General features: G+C 67.4%; 15 protein-coding genes. 7 read left to right on the top strand and 8 right to left on the bottom strand.

Annotation, left to right across the window (positions count from 1 at the left end; all coding sequences use genetic code 11):
- Positions 1-39: 39 nt before the first annotated feature.
- From NGR01S_RS25920 to NGR01S_RS25905, 4 genes are all read right to left on the bottom strand, one after another.
- On the bottom strand, positions 40-1,026 hold the full coding sequence (locus tag NGR01S_RS25920; RefSeq protein WP_063041302.1) for an ABC transporter ATP-binding protein: 987 nt from the start codon (positions 1,024-1,026) through the stop codon (positions 40-42).
- Position 1,027: 1 nt separating this feature from the next.
- Positions 1,028-1,876, bottom strand: coding sequence for an ABC transporter permease (locus NGR01S_RS25915; RefSeq protein WP_245664781.1), 849 nt, complete (start codon positions 1,874-1,876; stop codon positions 1,028-1,030).
- On the bottom strand, positions 1,869-2,696 hold the full coding sequence (locus NGR01S_RS25910; protein WP_245664780.1) for an ABC transporter permease: 828 nt from the start codon (positions 2,694-2,696) through the stop codon (positions 1,869-1,871). Before NGR01S_RS25910 ends, NGR01S_RS25915 begins: the two co-directional genes overlap by 8 nt.
- A gap of 83 nt (positions 2,697-2,779) precedes the next feature.
- Entirely contained in the window at positions 2,780-4,819 is a 2,040-nt protein-coding gene (locus NGR01S_RS25905) for an NADPH-dependent 2,4-dienoyl-CoA reductase (protein ID WP_063041296.1), read from the bottom strand.
- Positions 4,820-5,549: 730 nt separating this feature from the next.
- Here NGR01S_RS25905 and NGR01S_RS25900 point away from each other — a divergent pair.
- Together NGR01S_RS25900 and NGR01S_RS25895 are read left to right on the top strand one after the other, a co-directional pair.
- A complete protein-coding gene (locus tag NGR01S_RS25900; RefSeq protein ID WP_063041338.1) occupies positions 5,550-6,188 on the top strand; it encodes a transglycosylase SLT domain-containing protein in 639 nt (212 codons plus the stop codon).
- Between the two features lie 491 nt (positions 6,189-6,679).
- The gene (locus tag NGR01S_RS25895) at positions 6,680-6,991 is read left to right on the top strand and encodes a hypothetical protein (protein ID WP_063041294.1); all 312 of its coding nucleotides are present in this window, start codon (positions 6,680-6,682) and stop codon (positions 6,989-6,991) included.
- A gap of 105 nt (positions 6,992-7,096) precedes the next feature.
- On the opposite strand, the gene NGR01S_RS25890 is transcribed toward NGR01S_RS25895, so the two are convergent.
- Positions 7,097-9,214, bottom strand: a complete 2,118-nt coding sequence (locus NGR01S_RS25890) for an acyltransferase family protein (protein WP_245664779.1) — start codon at positions 9,212-9,214, stop codon at positions 7,097-7,099.
- 317 nt (positions 9,215-9,531) lie between these two features.
- Between NGR01S_RS25890 and NGR01S_RS25885 the strand changes: the two genes are divergently transcribed.
- Positions 9,532-9,837 carry an excalibur calcium-binding domain-containing protein gene (locus tag NGR01S_RS25885; protein WP_039823171.1) on the top strand — a complete coding sequence of 102 codons (306 nt, stop codon included), beginning with the start codon at positions 9,532-9,534 and terminating at the stop codon, positions 9,835-9,837.
- Between the two features lie 78 nt (positions 9,838-9,915).
- Here the strand turns inward: NGR01S_RS25885 and NGR01S_RS25880 are convergent, their stop codons facing one another.
- Positions 9,916-10,137: a DUF3618 domain-containing protein gene (locus NGR01S_RS25880; protein WP_039823189.1), complete on the bottom strand. Its 222-nt coding sequence runs from the start codon at positions 10,135-10,137 to the stop codon at positions 9,916-9,918.
- 274 nt (positions 10,138-10,411) lie between these two features.
- Here NGR01S_RS25880 and bcp point away from each other — a divergent pair, with 274 nt between their 5' ends.
- The gene (gene bcp, locus NGR01S_RS25875; protein ID WP_063041293.1) at positions 10,412-10,885 is read left to right on the top strand and encodes a thioredoxin-dependent thiol peroxidase; all 474 of its coding nucleotides are present in this window, start codon (positions 10,412-10,414) and stop codon (positions 10,883-10,885) included.
- Between the two features lie 29 nt (positions 10,886-10,914).
- Here bcp and NGR01S_RS25870 read toward each other — a convergent pair whose 3' ends face one another.
- Entirely contained in the window at positions 10,915-11,718 is an 804-nt protein-coding gene (locus NGR01S_RS25870) for a TetR/AcrR family transcriptional regulator (protein WP_245664778.1), read from the bottom strand.
- Positions 11,719-11,926: 208 nt separating this feature from the next.
- Between NGR01S_RS25870 and NGR01S_RS25865 the strand changes: the two genes are divergently transcribed.
- From NGR01S_RS25865 to NGR01S_RS25855, 3 genes are all read left to right on the top strand, one after another.
- Positions 11,927-12,877, top strand: coding sequence for an ATP-binding cassette domain-containing protein (locus NGR01S_RS25865; protein WP_063041291.1), 951 nt, complete (start codon positions 11,927-11,929; stop codon positions 12,875-12,877).
- 70 nt (positions 12,878-12,947) lie between these two features.
- Positions 12,948-13,679 carry an ABC transporter permease gene (locus NGR01S_RS25860; protein ID WP_063041332.1) on the top strand — a complete coding sequence of 244 codons (732 nt, stop codon included), beginning with the start codon at positions 12,948-12,950 and terminating at the stop codon, positions 13,677-13,679.
- Positions 13,680-13,900: 221 nt separating this feature from the next.
- The gene (locus tag NGR01S_RS25855; RefSeq protein WP_051715520.1) at positions 13,901-14,521 is read left to right on the top strand and encodes a TetR/AcrR family transcriptional regulator; all 621 of its coding nucleotides are present in this window, start codon (positions 13,901-13,903) and stop codon (positions 14,519-14,521) included.
- A gap of 192 nt (positions 14,522-14,713) precedes the next feature.
- Here NGR01S_RS25855 and acpS read toward each other — a convergent pair whose 3' ends face one another.
- Positions 14,714-15,151: a holo-ACP synthase AcpS gene (acpS, locus tag NGR01S_RS25850; RefSeq protein ID WP_063041289.1), complete on the bottom strand. Its 438-nt coding sequence runs from the start codon at positions 15,149-15,151 to the stop codon at positions 14,714-14,716.
- Between the last annotated feature and the right edge of the window lie 4 nt (positions 15,152-15,155).

The raw sequence follows: 15,155 nt of genomic DNA, 5'->3' as shown, positions 1-15,155 counted from the left end.
GCCGGTGCCGGGTCCCGTCGGGGCCCGGCACCTCGCTTTTCAGCGGGCAGTTTCGTAGAGCCGCCGCACGATATCCTCGATATCGGGTTCCTCGATCGAGAGGTCGCGCACCTCGGCCCGAGCCGACACCTCGGCCAGCAACTGCGCGGCGGTGGTCGTCTCGGCGTCGAAGGCCAGCCGCTGCCGCATACCCTCCGCCTCGACCGAGACCAGGTCGGCGCCCGCGAGGCCGTCGAGGGCCGGTGCGGGTACGGCGAGGTCGACAACCAGCACCCGTTGCGCGCCCACCGTCGCCCCGAGTCCGGGTAGCGAGCCGTCGTAGGCCAATCGCCCGTGATCCACCACCAGCACCCGGTCGCAGAGCCGCTCGATATCGCCCATATCGTGGGTGGTCAGCATGAGGCTGGTGCCGCGTTGGGCGCGTTCGGCCCGCAGAAATTCACGCAGGCGCTGTTTGGAGAGCACATCCAGCCCGATGGTGGGCTCGTCGAGAATGATCAATTCCGGACTGTGCAACAGTGCCGCGGCGACCTCGGCACGCATCCGCTGTCCCAGCGACAACTGCCGGACCGGCGTATCGAGCGTATCGGCCATTTCCAGCTGGTCGACCAGCTCCGCGGTGCGCGCCTGCCCGGCCGCGGGCTCGAGCCGGTGGATCGCGGCCAGGATCGTGAACGATTCTCGCAGCGGCAGATCCCACCACAACTGGGAACGCTGCCCGAATACGACGCCGATCCGGCTCGCCAGTTCCCGGCGCTGCCGAATGGGTTCCAGCCCGCAGGTGCGCACCGAACCGGAGGTCGGCACCAGGATGCCGGTGAGCATTTTGATCGTGGTCGACTTGCCGGCGCCGTTGGCGCCGATGTAGCCGACCGCCGCGCCCCGCTCGACCCGGAAGGTCATGGCATCGACCGCGGTGACCACCTCGCGCCGTGCGCGCAGCCCCTTCCCGGTCCGGCGAGTGAAACACCGGGTCAGCCGGTCGACCTCAATGATCGTATCGCTCTTTGTGCCGCCGTATCCCATCTCAGCCACCGCCGCTCTGATAGTGCCTCGTCCCGATCCGCCACATCACCCACGCCAGCACCCACGCCCATGCCGCCGCGAGCGGCGCGCACCAGGCGAGCCAGGCCGGTATTCCGGCAGGGCCGGGGAGATCCAGTAGTGCCAGGGTCGGGAAGTAGGCGGTGAACGCCACCGGTATCGCGACGCAGAACAGCAGTTTCAACGGTGTGGGAAAGATCGACGCGGGCTGCGTCGCCGCGAAGGATCCACCGTAGGTGAAGCTGTTGGTCATCTCCGCCCCGTCGATGAGGAAGAACTGACAGCCCGCGGCCACCACGAACAGCCCGCCGAACAGGACGGTACCGCTCACCACCGTCAGTGCGATCAGCGCCACGGAGGCCGCCGACCAATCGATCTCGTTGCGTACCAGTCCGACGATCAGCACCACCAGCGCGACCGTGGCCCGGGCCAGACGGCGTAAGGAGAAATCGCTGGTGATCAATTGCAGCAGTACCGGCTGAGGGCGCAGGTGGTAGATGTCGAGTTGGCCGAGGCGGATGAGATTCGGCAGTTTGTCCAGGTGCCCGAACACCAGCTGGGCCAGCGCGAAGGCCAGATTGCTCAGCCCGAACAGCAGCAGCGCGGCGTCCAGGTCCAGACCGCCCAGCACCTTGGCCTGATGGAAGATCAGCCATACCTCGGCGAATTCGGCCAGCCCGACCATGGTCGCCCCGGCCATATCGCCGGCGAAGGACAGACGGTAGGTGCGCTGTGCCCGGATCCGGGACCGCAACACCGCCGCGTAGGGGGCCAATCGGTCGCCGGCGGGCACGCGCCGATTCGCCGGTGGGTGGACGGCGGTCTCAACCACCCTGCACCTCCAGTTTCCGCCGGCCCGCGGCCAGCAGCATCCGGCCCGCCGCCAGGACGACCAGCAGCCAGCAGACCTGTGTGCCCACCAGTTGCGCCGCGTCCCAGCCCACCACCCGGCCGGACAGCACATCCACCGGCACCTGCAACATCGAGGGGAACGGCGTGCACTCGGCGATACCGCGCAGCCAGTCCGGGAAGACATGCACCGGGACGAACAGTCCGGCGAGGAACGGGCCGCCGACCTGATAAAGCGTCCGCAGTCCCCGGGTCTCCACGACCCAGAATCCGGCGGTGGTGAGCACGAACAGGGACAGGAACGAGATGGCCGCGGCGAGAACGACACTGAGCAGCCCGAGAAGATAGGACTCGGGGGTGCGGGGTAACACCAGCCCGAAGGTGAGCGCGCCGACCAGCAGGCTCGGTATCCCCCGCGGAAGCAATGTGCACAGCGCCCGGCCGAGGTCGGCGGCGAGATTACCCAGCTGCACATCGACCGGCCGCAGGAAGTCGATGGCGATATCACCGTTGCGGATCCGTTCGGCCAGTTCCAGTTCGGCGGCCATGAACTGCAGCGCGCCGAGCAGCCCCTGGGAGATCCAGACGTAGGCGCCGATCGTGCCCGCGTCGTATCCGGCGAACCCACCGGTGGCGTCGATGGCGGCGATCATCACCGAGGCACGGACGAAACCGAACACACAGTTGGTGAACAGCCCACCGAGCATGGCCAGTTTGTACCGCCACTGTCGGCGGAACCCCGCCACCAGGAGCCGCCGGTAGACACCGGCGGTGCCCTGGAGATCGCCCACAGTGGCCGACACGGTCACCCCCCTGCATGGCGCGGACACAAAGCCGCCACCCTACCGCCGCACCCCGGGCCGGAAAAGCGATTATCGAGTGGCCCTCACAACCGCGCGGCCAGCCGGGTGCCCTGCTCGATCGCCCGCTTCGCGTCGAGCTCGGCGGCCAGATCCGCACCGCCGATCAGATGTGTCGGCACCCCCGCGGCGGTGAGTTCCGATTCGAGCTCACGCACCGATTCCTGGCCGGCGCAGACAATCACATTGTCGACCGGGATCACCCGGGGCCGCTCGCGCTTCGGACCGAAACTGATGTGCAGCCCCTCGTCGTCGATACGCTCGTAGTTCACCCCGCCGATCTGCTCGACCCCTTTGGCTCTCAGCGCCGCCCGATGGACCCAGCCGCTCGTCTTACCGAGCCTTTTTCCGAAGGCCGTGTCCTTGCGCTGCAACAGCACGACCTCGCGGGCCGCGGCCGCCGGGCGCGCGGCACGCAACTGCCCGGGTAGCTGTTCGTCGTCGGTATCGACCCCCCACTCCGCGCGCCACTCGTCCGGTTTCAGCGTGGGATGCCCGTCCACGACCAGGTATTCGCTCACATCGAAACCGATTCCGCCCGCCCCGATCACCGCGACCCGCTCGCCCACCGGTCTGCCGTCCCGCACCAGTTCCGCGTAGGAGAGCACCATCGGATGGTCGATCCCCGGGATATCGGGGATGCGGGGCCGGACCCCCGTCGCCAGCACGATCTCGTCGTACCGTCGGTCGATCAGTGCGGCCGCGGTGACCCGGGTGTTCACATGCACCTGCACACCGGTGAGTTCCAGTTTCCGGGTGAAATAGCGGATGGACTCGTCGAACTCCTCTTTGCCCGGAATCCGGCGCGCGATATCGAACTGGCCGCCGATCCGGTCGAGTGCCTCGAACAGGTCCACCCGGTGGCCACGCTCGGCCAGGTTCACCGCCGCCGAGAGTCCGGCCGGCCCGGCCCCGACCACCGCGATGCTCTTGGCGCGCCGGGTGGGCAGCAGGATGAGCTCGGTTTCCCGCCCGGCCCGTGGGTTCAGCAGGCATGACACCGTACGGTGCCGGAAGGCGTGATCGAGACATGCCTGGTTGCAGGCGATACAGGTATTGATCTCATCGGTGCGGCCGGTCGCGGCCTTGTCGGCCCATTCCGGGTCGGCCAGCAGTGGCCTGGCCATGGAGATGAGCTGGGCGTCGCCGCGGGTCAGGATCTCCTCGGCGATCTCGGGCATATTGATACGGTTCGACGCGCATACCGGGATCCCCACCGCCGCGGTGATCTTCGCGGTGAAGTCGACGAAGGCTGCCCGCGGCACCGATGTCACGATCGTGGGCACTCGCGCTTCGTGCCAGCCGATATCCGTATTGAGAATATCGACGCCCGCACTCTCCAATTCCCGGGCGAGCGCGCGGATCTCGTCGAATGTCTGCCCGTCCTCCACCAATTCCGCCATCGACAAACGGAATACGATCAGAAAATCTGTCCCGACCGCCGCTCGAGTGCGCCGGACGATCTCCACCGCGAGCCGCCGGCGATTCTCGGCGGAACCGCCCCAGCGATCGGTTCGTTTATTCGTACGCGGGGCGAGGAATTGATTTATGAAATAACCCTCCCCACCCATTATTTCGACCCCGTCGTATCCTGCGAAACGGGCCAGTTCTGCGCACCGGACGTAATCGTCGATCGTCCGCCGAATTCCACGGTCGGAAAGAGCGCGGGGCCGGAACGGATTGATCGGCGCCTTGATCGAAGAGGCGGACACGCTGCCGGGAACATAGGCATAGCGCCCGGCGTGCAGGATCTGCAGCGCGATCTTGCCGCCGGCCTCGTGCACCGCGCGCGTGATCGTCCGATGACGGTAGGCCTCGGTGCGGTTGGTCAGTTTCGCCCCGAACGGCAACAACCATCCGGTGCGATCGGGGGCGTAACCACCGGTGATGATCAGGCCGACGCCACCTCGGGCACGTTCGGCGAAGTAGGCGGCCAGCCGGTTCGTATCCCAGGCCCGGTCCTCCAGGCCGGTGTGCATGGATCCCATGACCACCCTGTTGCGCAGTGTGGTGTGTCCGACCTGGAGCGGGGTGAACAGCTGCGGATAACTCGGCGTCGAGTACATCGCGGGCCCTCTTTCCGATATCGGTCCGGCTCGGCGGCGACCCGGCCGCCGGGCCTGCAGGACCTCATCACACCATTTCGCCGCGGCGCCGTTCCACCCCCGGAGCACGCCGCCATCGGAAAGCCGGTCGGCGCCGGGGCCGCGCGCCCCCGCCTACACCGGCGCGACCACCCCGTTTTCTATCACGGACCCGTCACGAGCACCTGAATCCACCGTTACCGACCAGAAATTTTGTGGTCTGCACCACAAGACGTTTAGAACCATTTCCCCAGGTCGTCGCGACGATACAACGTGTTCATTTCCCGCTTCAAGATCGCACTTATTATTTTCTCAGGCTCCGTTTACCCGCTGTTCACCTGCTGTGACCATTCTGAGATCCGGTCATAAACGACCTGAAGTTCGGCTAGTCCGCGCAGTTGTGGACACAGGGTTGGAAACAACCGCGAAACTCGCCGGCGCGACAACCACAAACGGTATCGCGATAGTCGAACTCGAGTCCACTCGACTTCACCACAGTGTGGAGTTCCTGCGGGCGCTACGGACCGGGAAACCACTCGGTAGCCGCGATATGCGCCATCCGGACCCGGACCGGCCTGCGTTCGGTGTCACACAAAAGAACCCGACAACAGCACAGTCATGTTTTCCGGTCGCGGGCCACCTGTCCGCACCGAAGATCCGTGCTGCCCGAACCGGGCCGGATCCCGAGACCGACAAGGAACCGAATCCGATCATGCCTTCCCACAGTTTCACCAGCCTGCGCCGTCGTACCAAACGTGAAGTCTTCGGCTTCGCCCTCGCCTCGGCCGGCATCGTCGCCGTCACCGCATCCTCCGCGGCCTCCATGGCCGACGACAGCTCCGCCAACCGGGTTGCCATGGTCGCCGAGCAGGCGCCCGCCCCCGTGACCAACGAAGCGACCGCTATCGCCGCGCCCGCCGCGCAGGCCGAGATCATCCCGGCTCCGGCGCCGGTCCCCGAAGCGCTGGCTGTTCCGGCTCCGGCCCCCGCCCCCGAAGCGGCACCCGTGCCGGCGCCCGCTCCGGTGTACCCCAACAACCTGGACGGCTGGATTCAAGAAGCCATGGACATCATGGCCGCGAACGGGATCCCCGGCAGTTTCGACGGCATCAAGCGCAACATCCTGCGGGAATCCTCGGGTGACCCGGGCGCCATCAACCTGTGGGACTCCAACGCCATGATGGGCATCCCCTCCAAGGGCCTGCTCCAGGTGATCGACCCCACCTTCGCCGCGTACCACGTGCCCGGCACCCCGTTCGATGTGTGGAACCCGGTCTCCAATATCGCGGCGGCCTGCAACTACGCCGCCCACCGTTACGGCTCCATGGACAACGTCAACGGCGCGTACTGAGTTGTCTGCCCCGCCTTCGGCGGGGCGGGCCGGGGCCCTGTGACCCCGGTTCTTCAACGCCGCCGCTCAGTCGCTCCAGAACCGGGGGCGGGCCCCGGCCGACAAGGCCGACTCTCGGGAGAAGCGGCCGGCGGAGATGGGTCCGGTACGTGACCCCGGGAAAATTTCATGATCGGCGGGGTGGCGCAACGGTGCGCCGGCCGCGGCGGAACCCCGGATGACGGGACCAGTGGTGAGGGTCCCGGACATCCCGGCCCGGGACAACGTCGTCCCAGGCCACGGCCGCTACCCCCGCAGATCGTCCGCGCCGTGCAACGACGCACGATCGCGGCAGCCCGCCGAACCGGCGGGAAACCACAATGAGGTGGGTGCGCGATGCCGTCCGATCCGGGCGGCATCGCGCATTTTCGGCTCGGACCGCCACGCGTCGGGCGGCGGAGGCGGATACCGTTCTCCTGATTCCGGATTCCGCGAACCTTTTACACTTGCTCATGGCCGATTACGCGCACTCCCCGGCCGCGGAGGCCGGCCGGGCCGCCAAGGCGCGGCAGCTGGCCGGCTATCTGTGGGACCGGGACATCTCGGGCTCCGAACTGCTCGGCATCGCCGCCGCGGTGCGGCGCAAACTCGCCCGGGCGGCCGGCGCCAACCCACCGGGCACCGAGGAGACCTGGCGTTCGGTGGCACGTCTGCTGGACGAAAAAGCGGCATGGGCGGCGCGGCATCCCGACCATCCGGCGGCCGCGCGGCACCATACCGACGAGAAGCTGCTCTGGGTGAAACCACCGGTCGCCCCGTGGTGACAATCGCTCCACTCCCCCACCGACCTCGCGGCCTATGTGACCGAGCAGGTCACGTAGGCCGCATACCGGACGAGCTGGTGGGAGCAGTACACCGGCGTCCGGGTCTCACCACCAGCCGGTGGCCGCCCCGACCTGCCGCTCCAGCTCCGGAGCGAGGGTCCGGGCGTAGCTCGCGCTGAGATGGTGCTCGTCGTGATAGACGAGCACATTGCCTTCCACCACCCGGCAGATCTCCGGTCCGCACACCGAATCGGTGAGATCCAGCAGCCGCATGTTCGGGAACGCCGCGGCATGCACCAGCGCCGGGTTCACCGGTGCCAGCGCGGTCGCACGCTGCATACCGCAGGTGGCGCTGTCACCACCGGCGGCCAGGCAATCCACGGCGCTGTAGCGAACACCGGTCGGGCTGCGCAGCCACGGGGTGTCGCGGATGGCGAGCACATTCAGGTGGCGTTCGGCCAGCGCCGCCCACACATCCAGGTACTCGGCCGGGACCACGTCGCCGCCGCTGGGCCAGATGGGCGCGGTGGCGGTGGTGAACACCCAATCCGGCGGGTCGGACGCGAGCAGGTCGATCACCTGCCGGGACCAGTCGCGGCAATCGGAGATATCCAGGCCGCGGTACTGGGCGTCGTCACGGATGTTTAGTGAACAACCCATCTTCAGATAGACGACGACCTTGATGTCGTGCACCTGGGCCAACGCGTCCATGGCGGGCATCCAGTGCTCGGCGTGCGAGTTACCGACCATGGCGATGGTCCGCGACCCGTTGGGGTCGCCGTAGGTGCAGGTCACGACCTCTTTGTTGAACCAGTCGGAGATACAGCCGTCGCGGGTGGGGGCCGGCAGATCGTTGGACGCCTCCAGGATGGACGGACGCAGTTTCGCCACCGGGACGGCCGCGCCGGCGAACAGCGCCTCCGCACCCGGGTAATCGTTCACCGGTAGCGCCTCCACCGGTTCGGAGGGTGTGCGGGCCATCACCACCTGCCATGAGATGCAGGAGCCGAGAACGAGCGCCCCTACCAGGCTCACCGCCACGGCCGGGATGCGACGCTGCCAGACCGGGGTCACCGTGGCCCGTCCGGAACGCAACCGCAGCGGCTCCTCGACGAACTTGTTGGTCAGCACCGCCAGCACCAGCGACGCCGAGATGACCAGCAGGCCGCCGCTGAGGCCGGCATGCGGTTTCCCGGTCTCCACCAGGTAGTAGATGAGCAGCGGCCAGTGCCACAGGTACAGCGAATAGGCGATGGACCCCAATTCGACCATCGGGCGGGACGCGAGCAGTCGCGAGACGACCGACCGCCAGCCGTTCTCGGTGCGGACACCGGCGACGATCAGCGCCACCGCCGCGCCCACCGGGAACAACGCGGCCGGCCCCGGGAACTGGCGGGCGCCGTCGAAGAGCATTCCGCATACGAGCACCGCTGCGAGTCCGGCGGCGGCGAGCAGCGTCAGCAGGACGCGCGCGGCCCGGCCCGCGGTGATCCGCAGCCAGGGCAGCACGGCGGCCAGCAGCGCACCTGTCAGCAACTCCCAGGCGCGGGCGGCGCTGTCGTAGTAGGTCCATTCCTGGGACACGGTCGACCACACGGCGGCATAGACGAAGGAGCCGGTGCCCAGGACCAGCGCCAGTACCGCGATCGCCGGCCGCACCGCCGAGACGCGGCCCAGCCGGACGCACACCCAGCCGAGCACCGCCAGCAGTATCGCGATGGCGAGGTAGAACTGGCCCTGTACCGCCATCGACCACATATGCTGCAGCGGGCTCACCGAGGGGTCGGCGGCCAGATAGCTTTCGGAGGCCTGCGCCAGGTACCAGTTCTGGTAGTAGAAGGCGGTGGCGATGGTCTGACCGGACATATTGGCCCAGGTCGAATACGGCCGGTACAGCACAGTGACGACCGCCACCAGGGCCAGCACCACCATCAGGGCCGGTAGCAGCCGGCGGGCGGTCCGCACCGCCGTCTGCCGCAGTCCCACCGCGCCGGTCCGTTCCACCTGACGCAGCAGCATGCCGGTGTAGAAGAAGCCCGACAGGACCAGGAAGATATCGACTCCGCCGGAGACCTTGCCGTACCACACGTGGAACGCGACGACCAGGGCGATCGCTATCCCGCGCAGGCCGTCCAGATCCAGCCGGTAATCGGCCGGGCGGGCCGCGGCCGCGGGAGGTGGCGCGGACGGGCCACCGGTGACGTCACTGTCCTTGATTCGCAACAACTGCTTTCTCCGACCTATCTCTTTCTCCGGCCGACCCGGGACGAGTCGAGTAACAGCAGCGGAGTACGAGCCTCGGACATAGCAGAATCCCTATCACAGTGTCTTGTCCACGGCGAAACCTCCCCTGACGGCGCGAGAACTTCGCCACTCCGGCGCGGTGCGCCACAGCATCCGGGGAGTACCCAACTCCGCATCCATTTTCCCCTGTCTTATCCAGGCCATACGAGTTGACAATCGACCCGCCCCTCACAACAGTGGAAGCCGCGCGTTCTCGTCGAACGCAGATCCACTCCCCAGCAGACATAGAGGAATTCATGAACGTACGCCAGCTCTATGTCAGCGCCGCCGCCGCGGGGCTGACTCTTCTGGCCGCTCCCGCCGCGAGCGCCGCCGGCCCGATCGGACTGCCCTCCCTGGCAGGCACCGGTTCCTCCGCGGCCGACGCCGTGCTGGGCGCGACAGGTTCGGCTCAGCTGACGCAGACCGGTTCGGCCGGCGGTGCCTTCAAGAACTGTGACGAAGCACGCGCCGCGGGTCGGGCGCCGATCTTCCGCGGTGAGCCCGGTTTCGCTCCCCACCTGGATCCGGACGGCGACGGGTTCGCTTGCCCCACCGTCTGATCCGCGGGTACTGCGCACGAACACCCGGTGACAGAGCTTCTGTCACCGGGTGTTCTGCATTCCGGGCCGATTCCCGGATCAGCGCAGGATCTTGAACAGCAGCGCACCGGCCACCAGCGCGCCGATACCGATCAGGGTGTACTTCACCTTCGGCTCGTTCACCTTCGCCAGCGCCAGCTGCTTGGTCCCCTCCGCGATCCGCTGCGGATCGGCCCGCACGGCGATCTCGTCGAGAGTGCTGGCCAACCGCTCCCGCGCGGCCTCGATCTCCTGCTCGATCCGCTCGGTATCCTTTGCCACCTTCACGCCTCCTGTAACTGGTCTGCCGCGCTCGTAGGCGGCGATGTTCCACCCCTGGGCCACTGTCGTCCGCGGATCGGCCGGGGCCGGGCCCGCGCTCGAGTGTATCCGCGCCCCCCGCGCTCGCCGGTTGTTCATCCCCGCCCGCGATCCGCACGATGCGTGGCCCCGGAGACCGGGCCGGGCGGCACACCGCAGGGGCAGCCCCTTCCCGGTCGGACCGCCGCGACGAGTGCGCGGCCGGGAACACGGCGAGTCGATTACGGTAGCGAGGGTGACCGACAACCAGCGACTCTCCCCCGGCGACCCGGCACCCGATTTCACCCTCTCCGATGCCGACGGCAACGAGGTATCGCTCGCCGGCTACCGCGGCCGCAAGGTCGTGGTGTACTTCTACCCCGCAGCGAGCACCCCCGGATGCACGAAACAGGCCTGTGATTTCCGGGACAACCTCGGCGAACTGAACTCCGCCGGCCTCGAGGTGATCGGTATCTCCCCCGACAAACCGGCCAAGCTCGCCAAGTTCCGGGACGCCGAGAAGCTGAACTTCCCGCTGCTGTCCGACCCCGACCGCACGGTGCTCACCGAATGGGGGGCCTTCGGCGAGAAGACCATGTACGGAAAGAAGGTGACGGGCGTCATCCGCTCGACCTTCCTTGTCGACGAGGCGGGGAAGATCGAGGTGGCGCAGTACAACGTCCGCGCGACCGGGCACGTCGCCAAGCTGCGCCGCGATCTCTCGATCTGATCCGTGGCCACCCGGTGCGGCCCGGGTGGTCATTCATAGGAGGCGATCAGCCGCTCGTAGCCGTCGAGCAGCAGCCCCAGTCCGGTATCGAAGAACAGGGTCGCCCACTGCTGGTCGTCCTGTTCGAAGGCCTGGGCCCGCACGGCCGCGGTGAGGGCGGGGAACCGGCCGGGGTCCAGCCGGTCGATGATGCCCCAATCTCCCTCCGATCCTTCTTCTTCCGCCTTGATCTCCGCGGCCAGTCGGGCCCGGCCGATGATGTACAGCGACAGGTTCATCACCAGCTGTAGTTTCAGTGCCTCGGGTATCCGGGTTCCGCCCAGCGCGGCCAGGCCCGCCTCCAGCCAGGCCATATTGTTGGGTCCCAGCGGCGGCGCGCTCATCCGCACATTCAGCCAGCCGGTATGCCGGCTGATGACCTGGTATTCCGCCCGTGCCCACAGTTCCAGCGCCTCGCGCCACGGCGTACCCGGCGGAATCTCCGGGGGCATGCCGACCACTCGGTCCAATGCGACCTCGAGCAGTGTCGCCTTGCTGTCCACATAGCGGTACAGCGACATCGCCGTGAAGCCCAGCCGCTCGGCGACCTTGTTCATCGAGAGGGCTTCGAACCCTTCTTCGTCGGCGAGTTCGATGGCGGTGTCGACGATCTGTTCCAGGCTCAGTCCGCGCCGCGGACCTCGGGTGCCGGTCGGCGCGAGCCCCCACATCAGTTCTACGGCCTTGGACAGCGGCGGGCTGTCCTGGCCCGCGGCCCACGGACCGGTGTTCTTCTCGCCTGGTGGATCCGTTTCCGGGCCGGGCCCGTCCGCACCTGCGCCGGCTCTCGCCATCGACTTCCTTCCCGTTGCGGTCCGCGGCGGCGGGCAGCGTCACCCACGCGCCGGCGCCGGCCGGTCCGGCCGGTGGCGTCGTACTCGAGCACCTACTACACCACCCGGAGTACACGGCTTGCGCTCCACCCCGAACTGTGTACTGTTTAAACAGAATTTATGTCATATACAGTTTACTGAACACGCAGTTTCGGGACGGAGTCGACACATGACCGCACCACCCGCCATCTCCCTGGCCGGCCTCACCAAGACCTTCGGCGACCATCACGTCCTCGCCGGTATCGACCTCGAAATCGCGACCGGATCGGTGTTCTCCCTGCTCGGCCCCAACGGCGCCGGGAAAACCACCATGGTGCGCATCCTCGCCACCCTGACCGCCCCGGACAGCGGAACGATCCGGGTGGCCGGCCACGATGTGGTCCGTGAACCCGACCGCGTCCGCGCGACCATCGGAGTCACCGGCCAGTACGCCGCGCTCGACAAGGTGCTCACCGGGGCCGAGAACCTGCACATGGTCGGGCACCTGCTGCACCTGGGCAGATCCGCCACCCGGCAGCGCACGGCCGAACTACTCGAGCGCTTCGACCTCACCGACGCCGCGAACCGTCCGGCGAACACCTACTCCGGCGGTATGGGCCGCCGCCTCGACCTGGCCATGAGCCTGATGGGACGTCCGGAGGTGGTCTTCCTGGACGAGCCCACCACCGGACTCGACCCGCGCAGCCGCCGTGAACTGTGGACGGTGATCCGGGAACTGGTGGACGACGGCGTCACCGTTTTCCTCACCACCCAGTACCTCGAGGAAGCCGACCGGCTGGCCGACCGGATCGCGGTCCTGCACGAGGGCCGCATCGTCGCGGACGGCACCCCGGCCGAACTCAAGCGGCTCACCCCCGGCGGCCATATCCGCTTCCGCTTCGCCGACCTCACGGATCTGACGGCCGCCGCCCGGACCTCCGGCCACCCCGAGATCGACCCCGCCGAGCTGACCCTGCAGATCCCCTCCGACGGCTCGGTCGCCCATCTCAAACATCTGCTCGACCGGTTCACCGAACTCGACCTCACCGTCGAAGAACTCAGCGTGCACACGCCCGACCTCGACGATGTGTTCTTCGCACTCACCAGCCGGCCCGCCGCCCCGCTTCCGGCTGCCTCCTGACCGCCGCCGTCCCGCACAGAAAGCCACGCTCGTGACCACTCTCGCCCACTCCGCGCAGGACGCGGTGACCATGACCGCCCGCAATATGCGCCATACACTACGTAGCCCGGACTCGCTCATCAGCACGCTCGCGTTGCCGATCATGATCCTGCTGATGTTCGTCTACGTCTTCGGTGGTGCCATGAACGTCGGCGACAGCACCTTCGTCGACTACGTGGTCCCCGGAATCATCCTGCTGTGCGCCAGTTTCGGCGCCTCCACCACCGCGGTCGGTGTCTCGGTCGATATCACCGAGGGCATCGTGGACCGGTTCTCCACCATGGCCATCAGCCGGTCCGCGTTCCTCACCGGGCACATCGCCGAGAGCCTGCTGCGCAATATGGCCGCCACCACGGTCGTGGTCGGCGTCGCACTGACCATCGGTTTCCGGCCCACCGCCGACCCGCTGCGCTGGCTCGCCGCGGCCGGGCTCCTCGCCCTCGTGGTACTGGCGCTGTCCTGGATGTCGGCCTGCTTCGGATTGATCGCCAGTAGCCCGGAGGCCGCCAACGGGTTCACCATCTTCGCGATGTTCATCCCCTACATCAGCAGTGCGTTCGTGCCGCCGGAGACCATGCCGGGCTGGCTGCGCGGCTTCGCCGAACACCAGCCGGTCACACCGGTCATCGAAACCCTGCGCGGGCTCCTCGTCGGCGCCCCCATCGGCAACAGCGCGGTACTCGCACTCGCCTGGTGGGGTGCCATCGCGGCGATGTCCTACCTCGCGGCCCTGGTCCTGTACCGCGGGCGCACCCGGAATTGATCCGCGTCCCGCCGATCCGGGCCGCCGGAGCGAGTGTTGCCCGGCCCGGATCGGCGGTATCGCGAGTGTGAGACATGACAGACTCGCCGTGACAGTTCCATACTCCGCACCACGGCGTTCCCGCTACCGCTAGCCTGGGACAGGTGAACGTACGGACGGAGGCCAGGGCCAAACGGCGTCCGGACCCTGCGCTGGAGCTCCAGGACGACCCGCAAGAGCTGATGCCACGCCGGCGTCCGACCCAGGAACGCAGCAAGCGGAAATTCGACGCACTGCTGCAGGCCTCACGCGAACTGCTGGTGGAAGTCGGTTTCGAATCGTTCACCTGCGAAGAAGTCGCGGCCCGCGCCGAAGTGCCCATCGGCACGCTCTACCAGTTCTTCGCCAACAAGTATGTGATCGTCTGCGAATTGAACCGGCAGGACCTGGTGGCGGTATCGCAGGAGCTCGCCGATTTCCACGGCGAGATCCCGTCACTGGACTGGCTGCGGCATATGAACCAGTTCGTCGATCATCTGGCCAACCTGTGGATGACCGACCCGTCCCGGCGCGAAGTGTGGCTGGCCATGCAGTCCACGCCGTCCACCCGGGCTACCGGCGCCATCCACGAGAAGGAATTCGCCGAGGTCGTCTCGCAGATGCTGCGCCCGCTCACTCCGCGCACACCGCGGGCCCGGCGCACCATGATGGCCGAGGTGCTGGTGCACGTGGTCTATTCGATGATGAACTTCTCGGTGCAGGACGAGCAGAGCCACGCCGACGCGGTCGCCGAGCTCAAACGGCTCATGGTCGCCTATCTCCTGGTCGCGGAGAAGGAATCCCGCACCGCCAGCCAGCGCTAGCCCGATGCGGCCTGGAGCATGGGGCGGGTTCTAGGAGTCGTTGCGACACTGCCCGGTCTTCAGGTGGTCAGTAGATCACGTAAACGCTCGGCTGGAATTGAAACAACACGATCGCCGCAACCTCTCAATCGAGAGTGTTGCGACGATCGCGTGAACCCGCCCTCGCGCTCCGGGCCGTTCGTCGTTTCCGGTTCAGTTCTCCGGTGACCGACCCTCGATCAGGTCGGCCAGTTCACCCGGATCCTCCAGCACCACCATCGCGGCCGCCGTGTCACCGTCGTGGGTGAGTGACAGGTGCACCCGCACCCGCGGCAGGAATTCCGCGGCCAGGCCGTGCAGTTTGATGCTCGGCCGGCCCCAGGCGTCATTGACGACCTCGATCAACGGGTACGGGTTGTCCCCGATCTGCGGGCGGCGGGCGAAGCGCGACGCGGCCCAGGCCTTGAGCACCGCCTCCTTCGCCGCCCACCGCGCCGCGTAACTACGGGCCGGATCGGTGGCCTTGCTCTGGCAGTAGCGCCGCTCACCGGCGGTGAAACTCTCCCTGAGCATGGTCGTTCCGGCACGGTCCAACTGTTCGGCGAACTCGGAGATGGTCACCAGGTCCAAGCCGATTCCGAGGATGGTCACAGTG

Source organism: Nocardia grenadensis NBRC 108939 (assembly GCF_001613445.1).
GTDB lineage: Bacteria > Actinomycetota > Actinomycetes > Mycobacteriales > Mycobacteriaceae > Nocardia > Nocardia grenadensis.
This window is presented reverse-complemented; position numbering and strand designations above follow the sequence as displayed.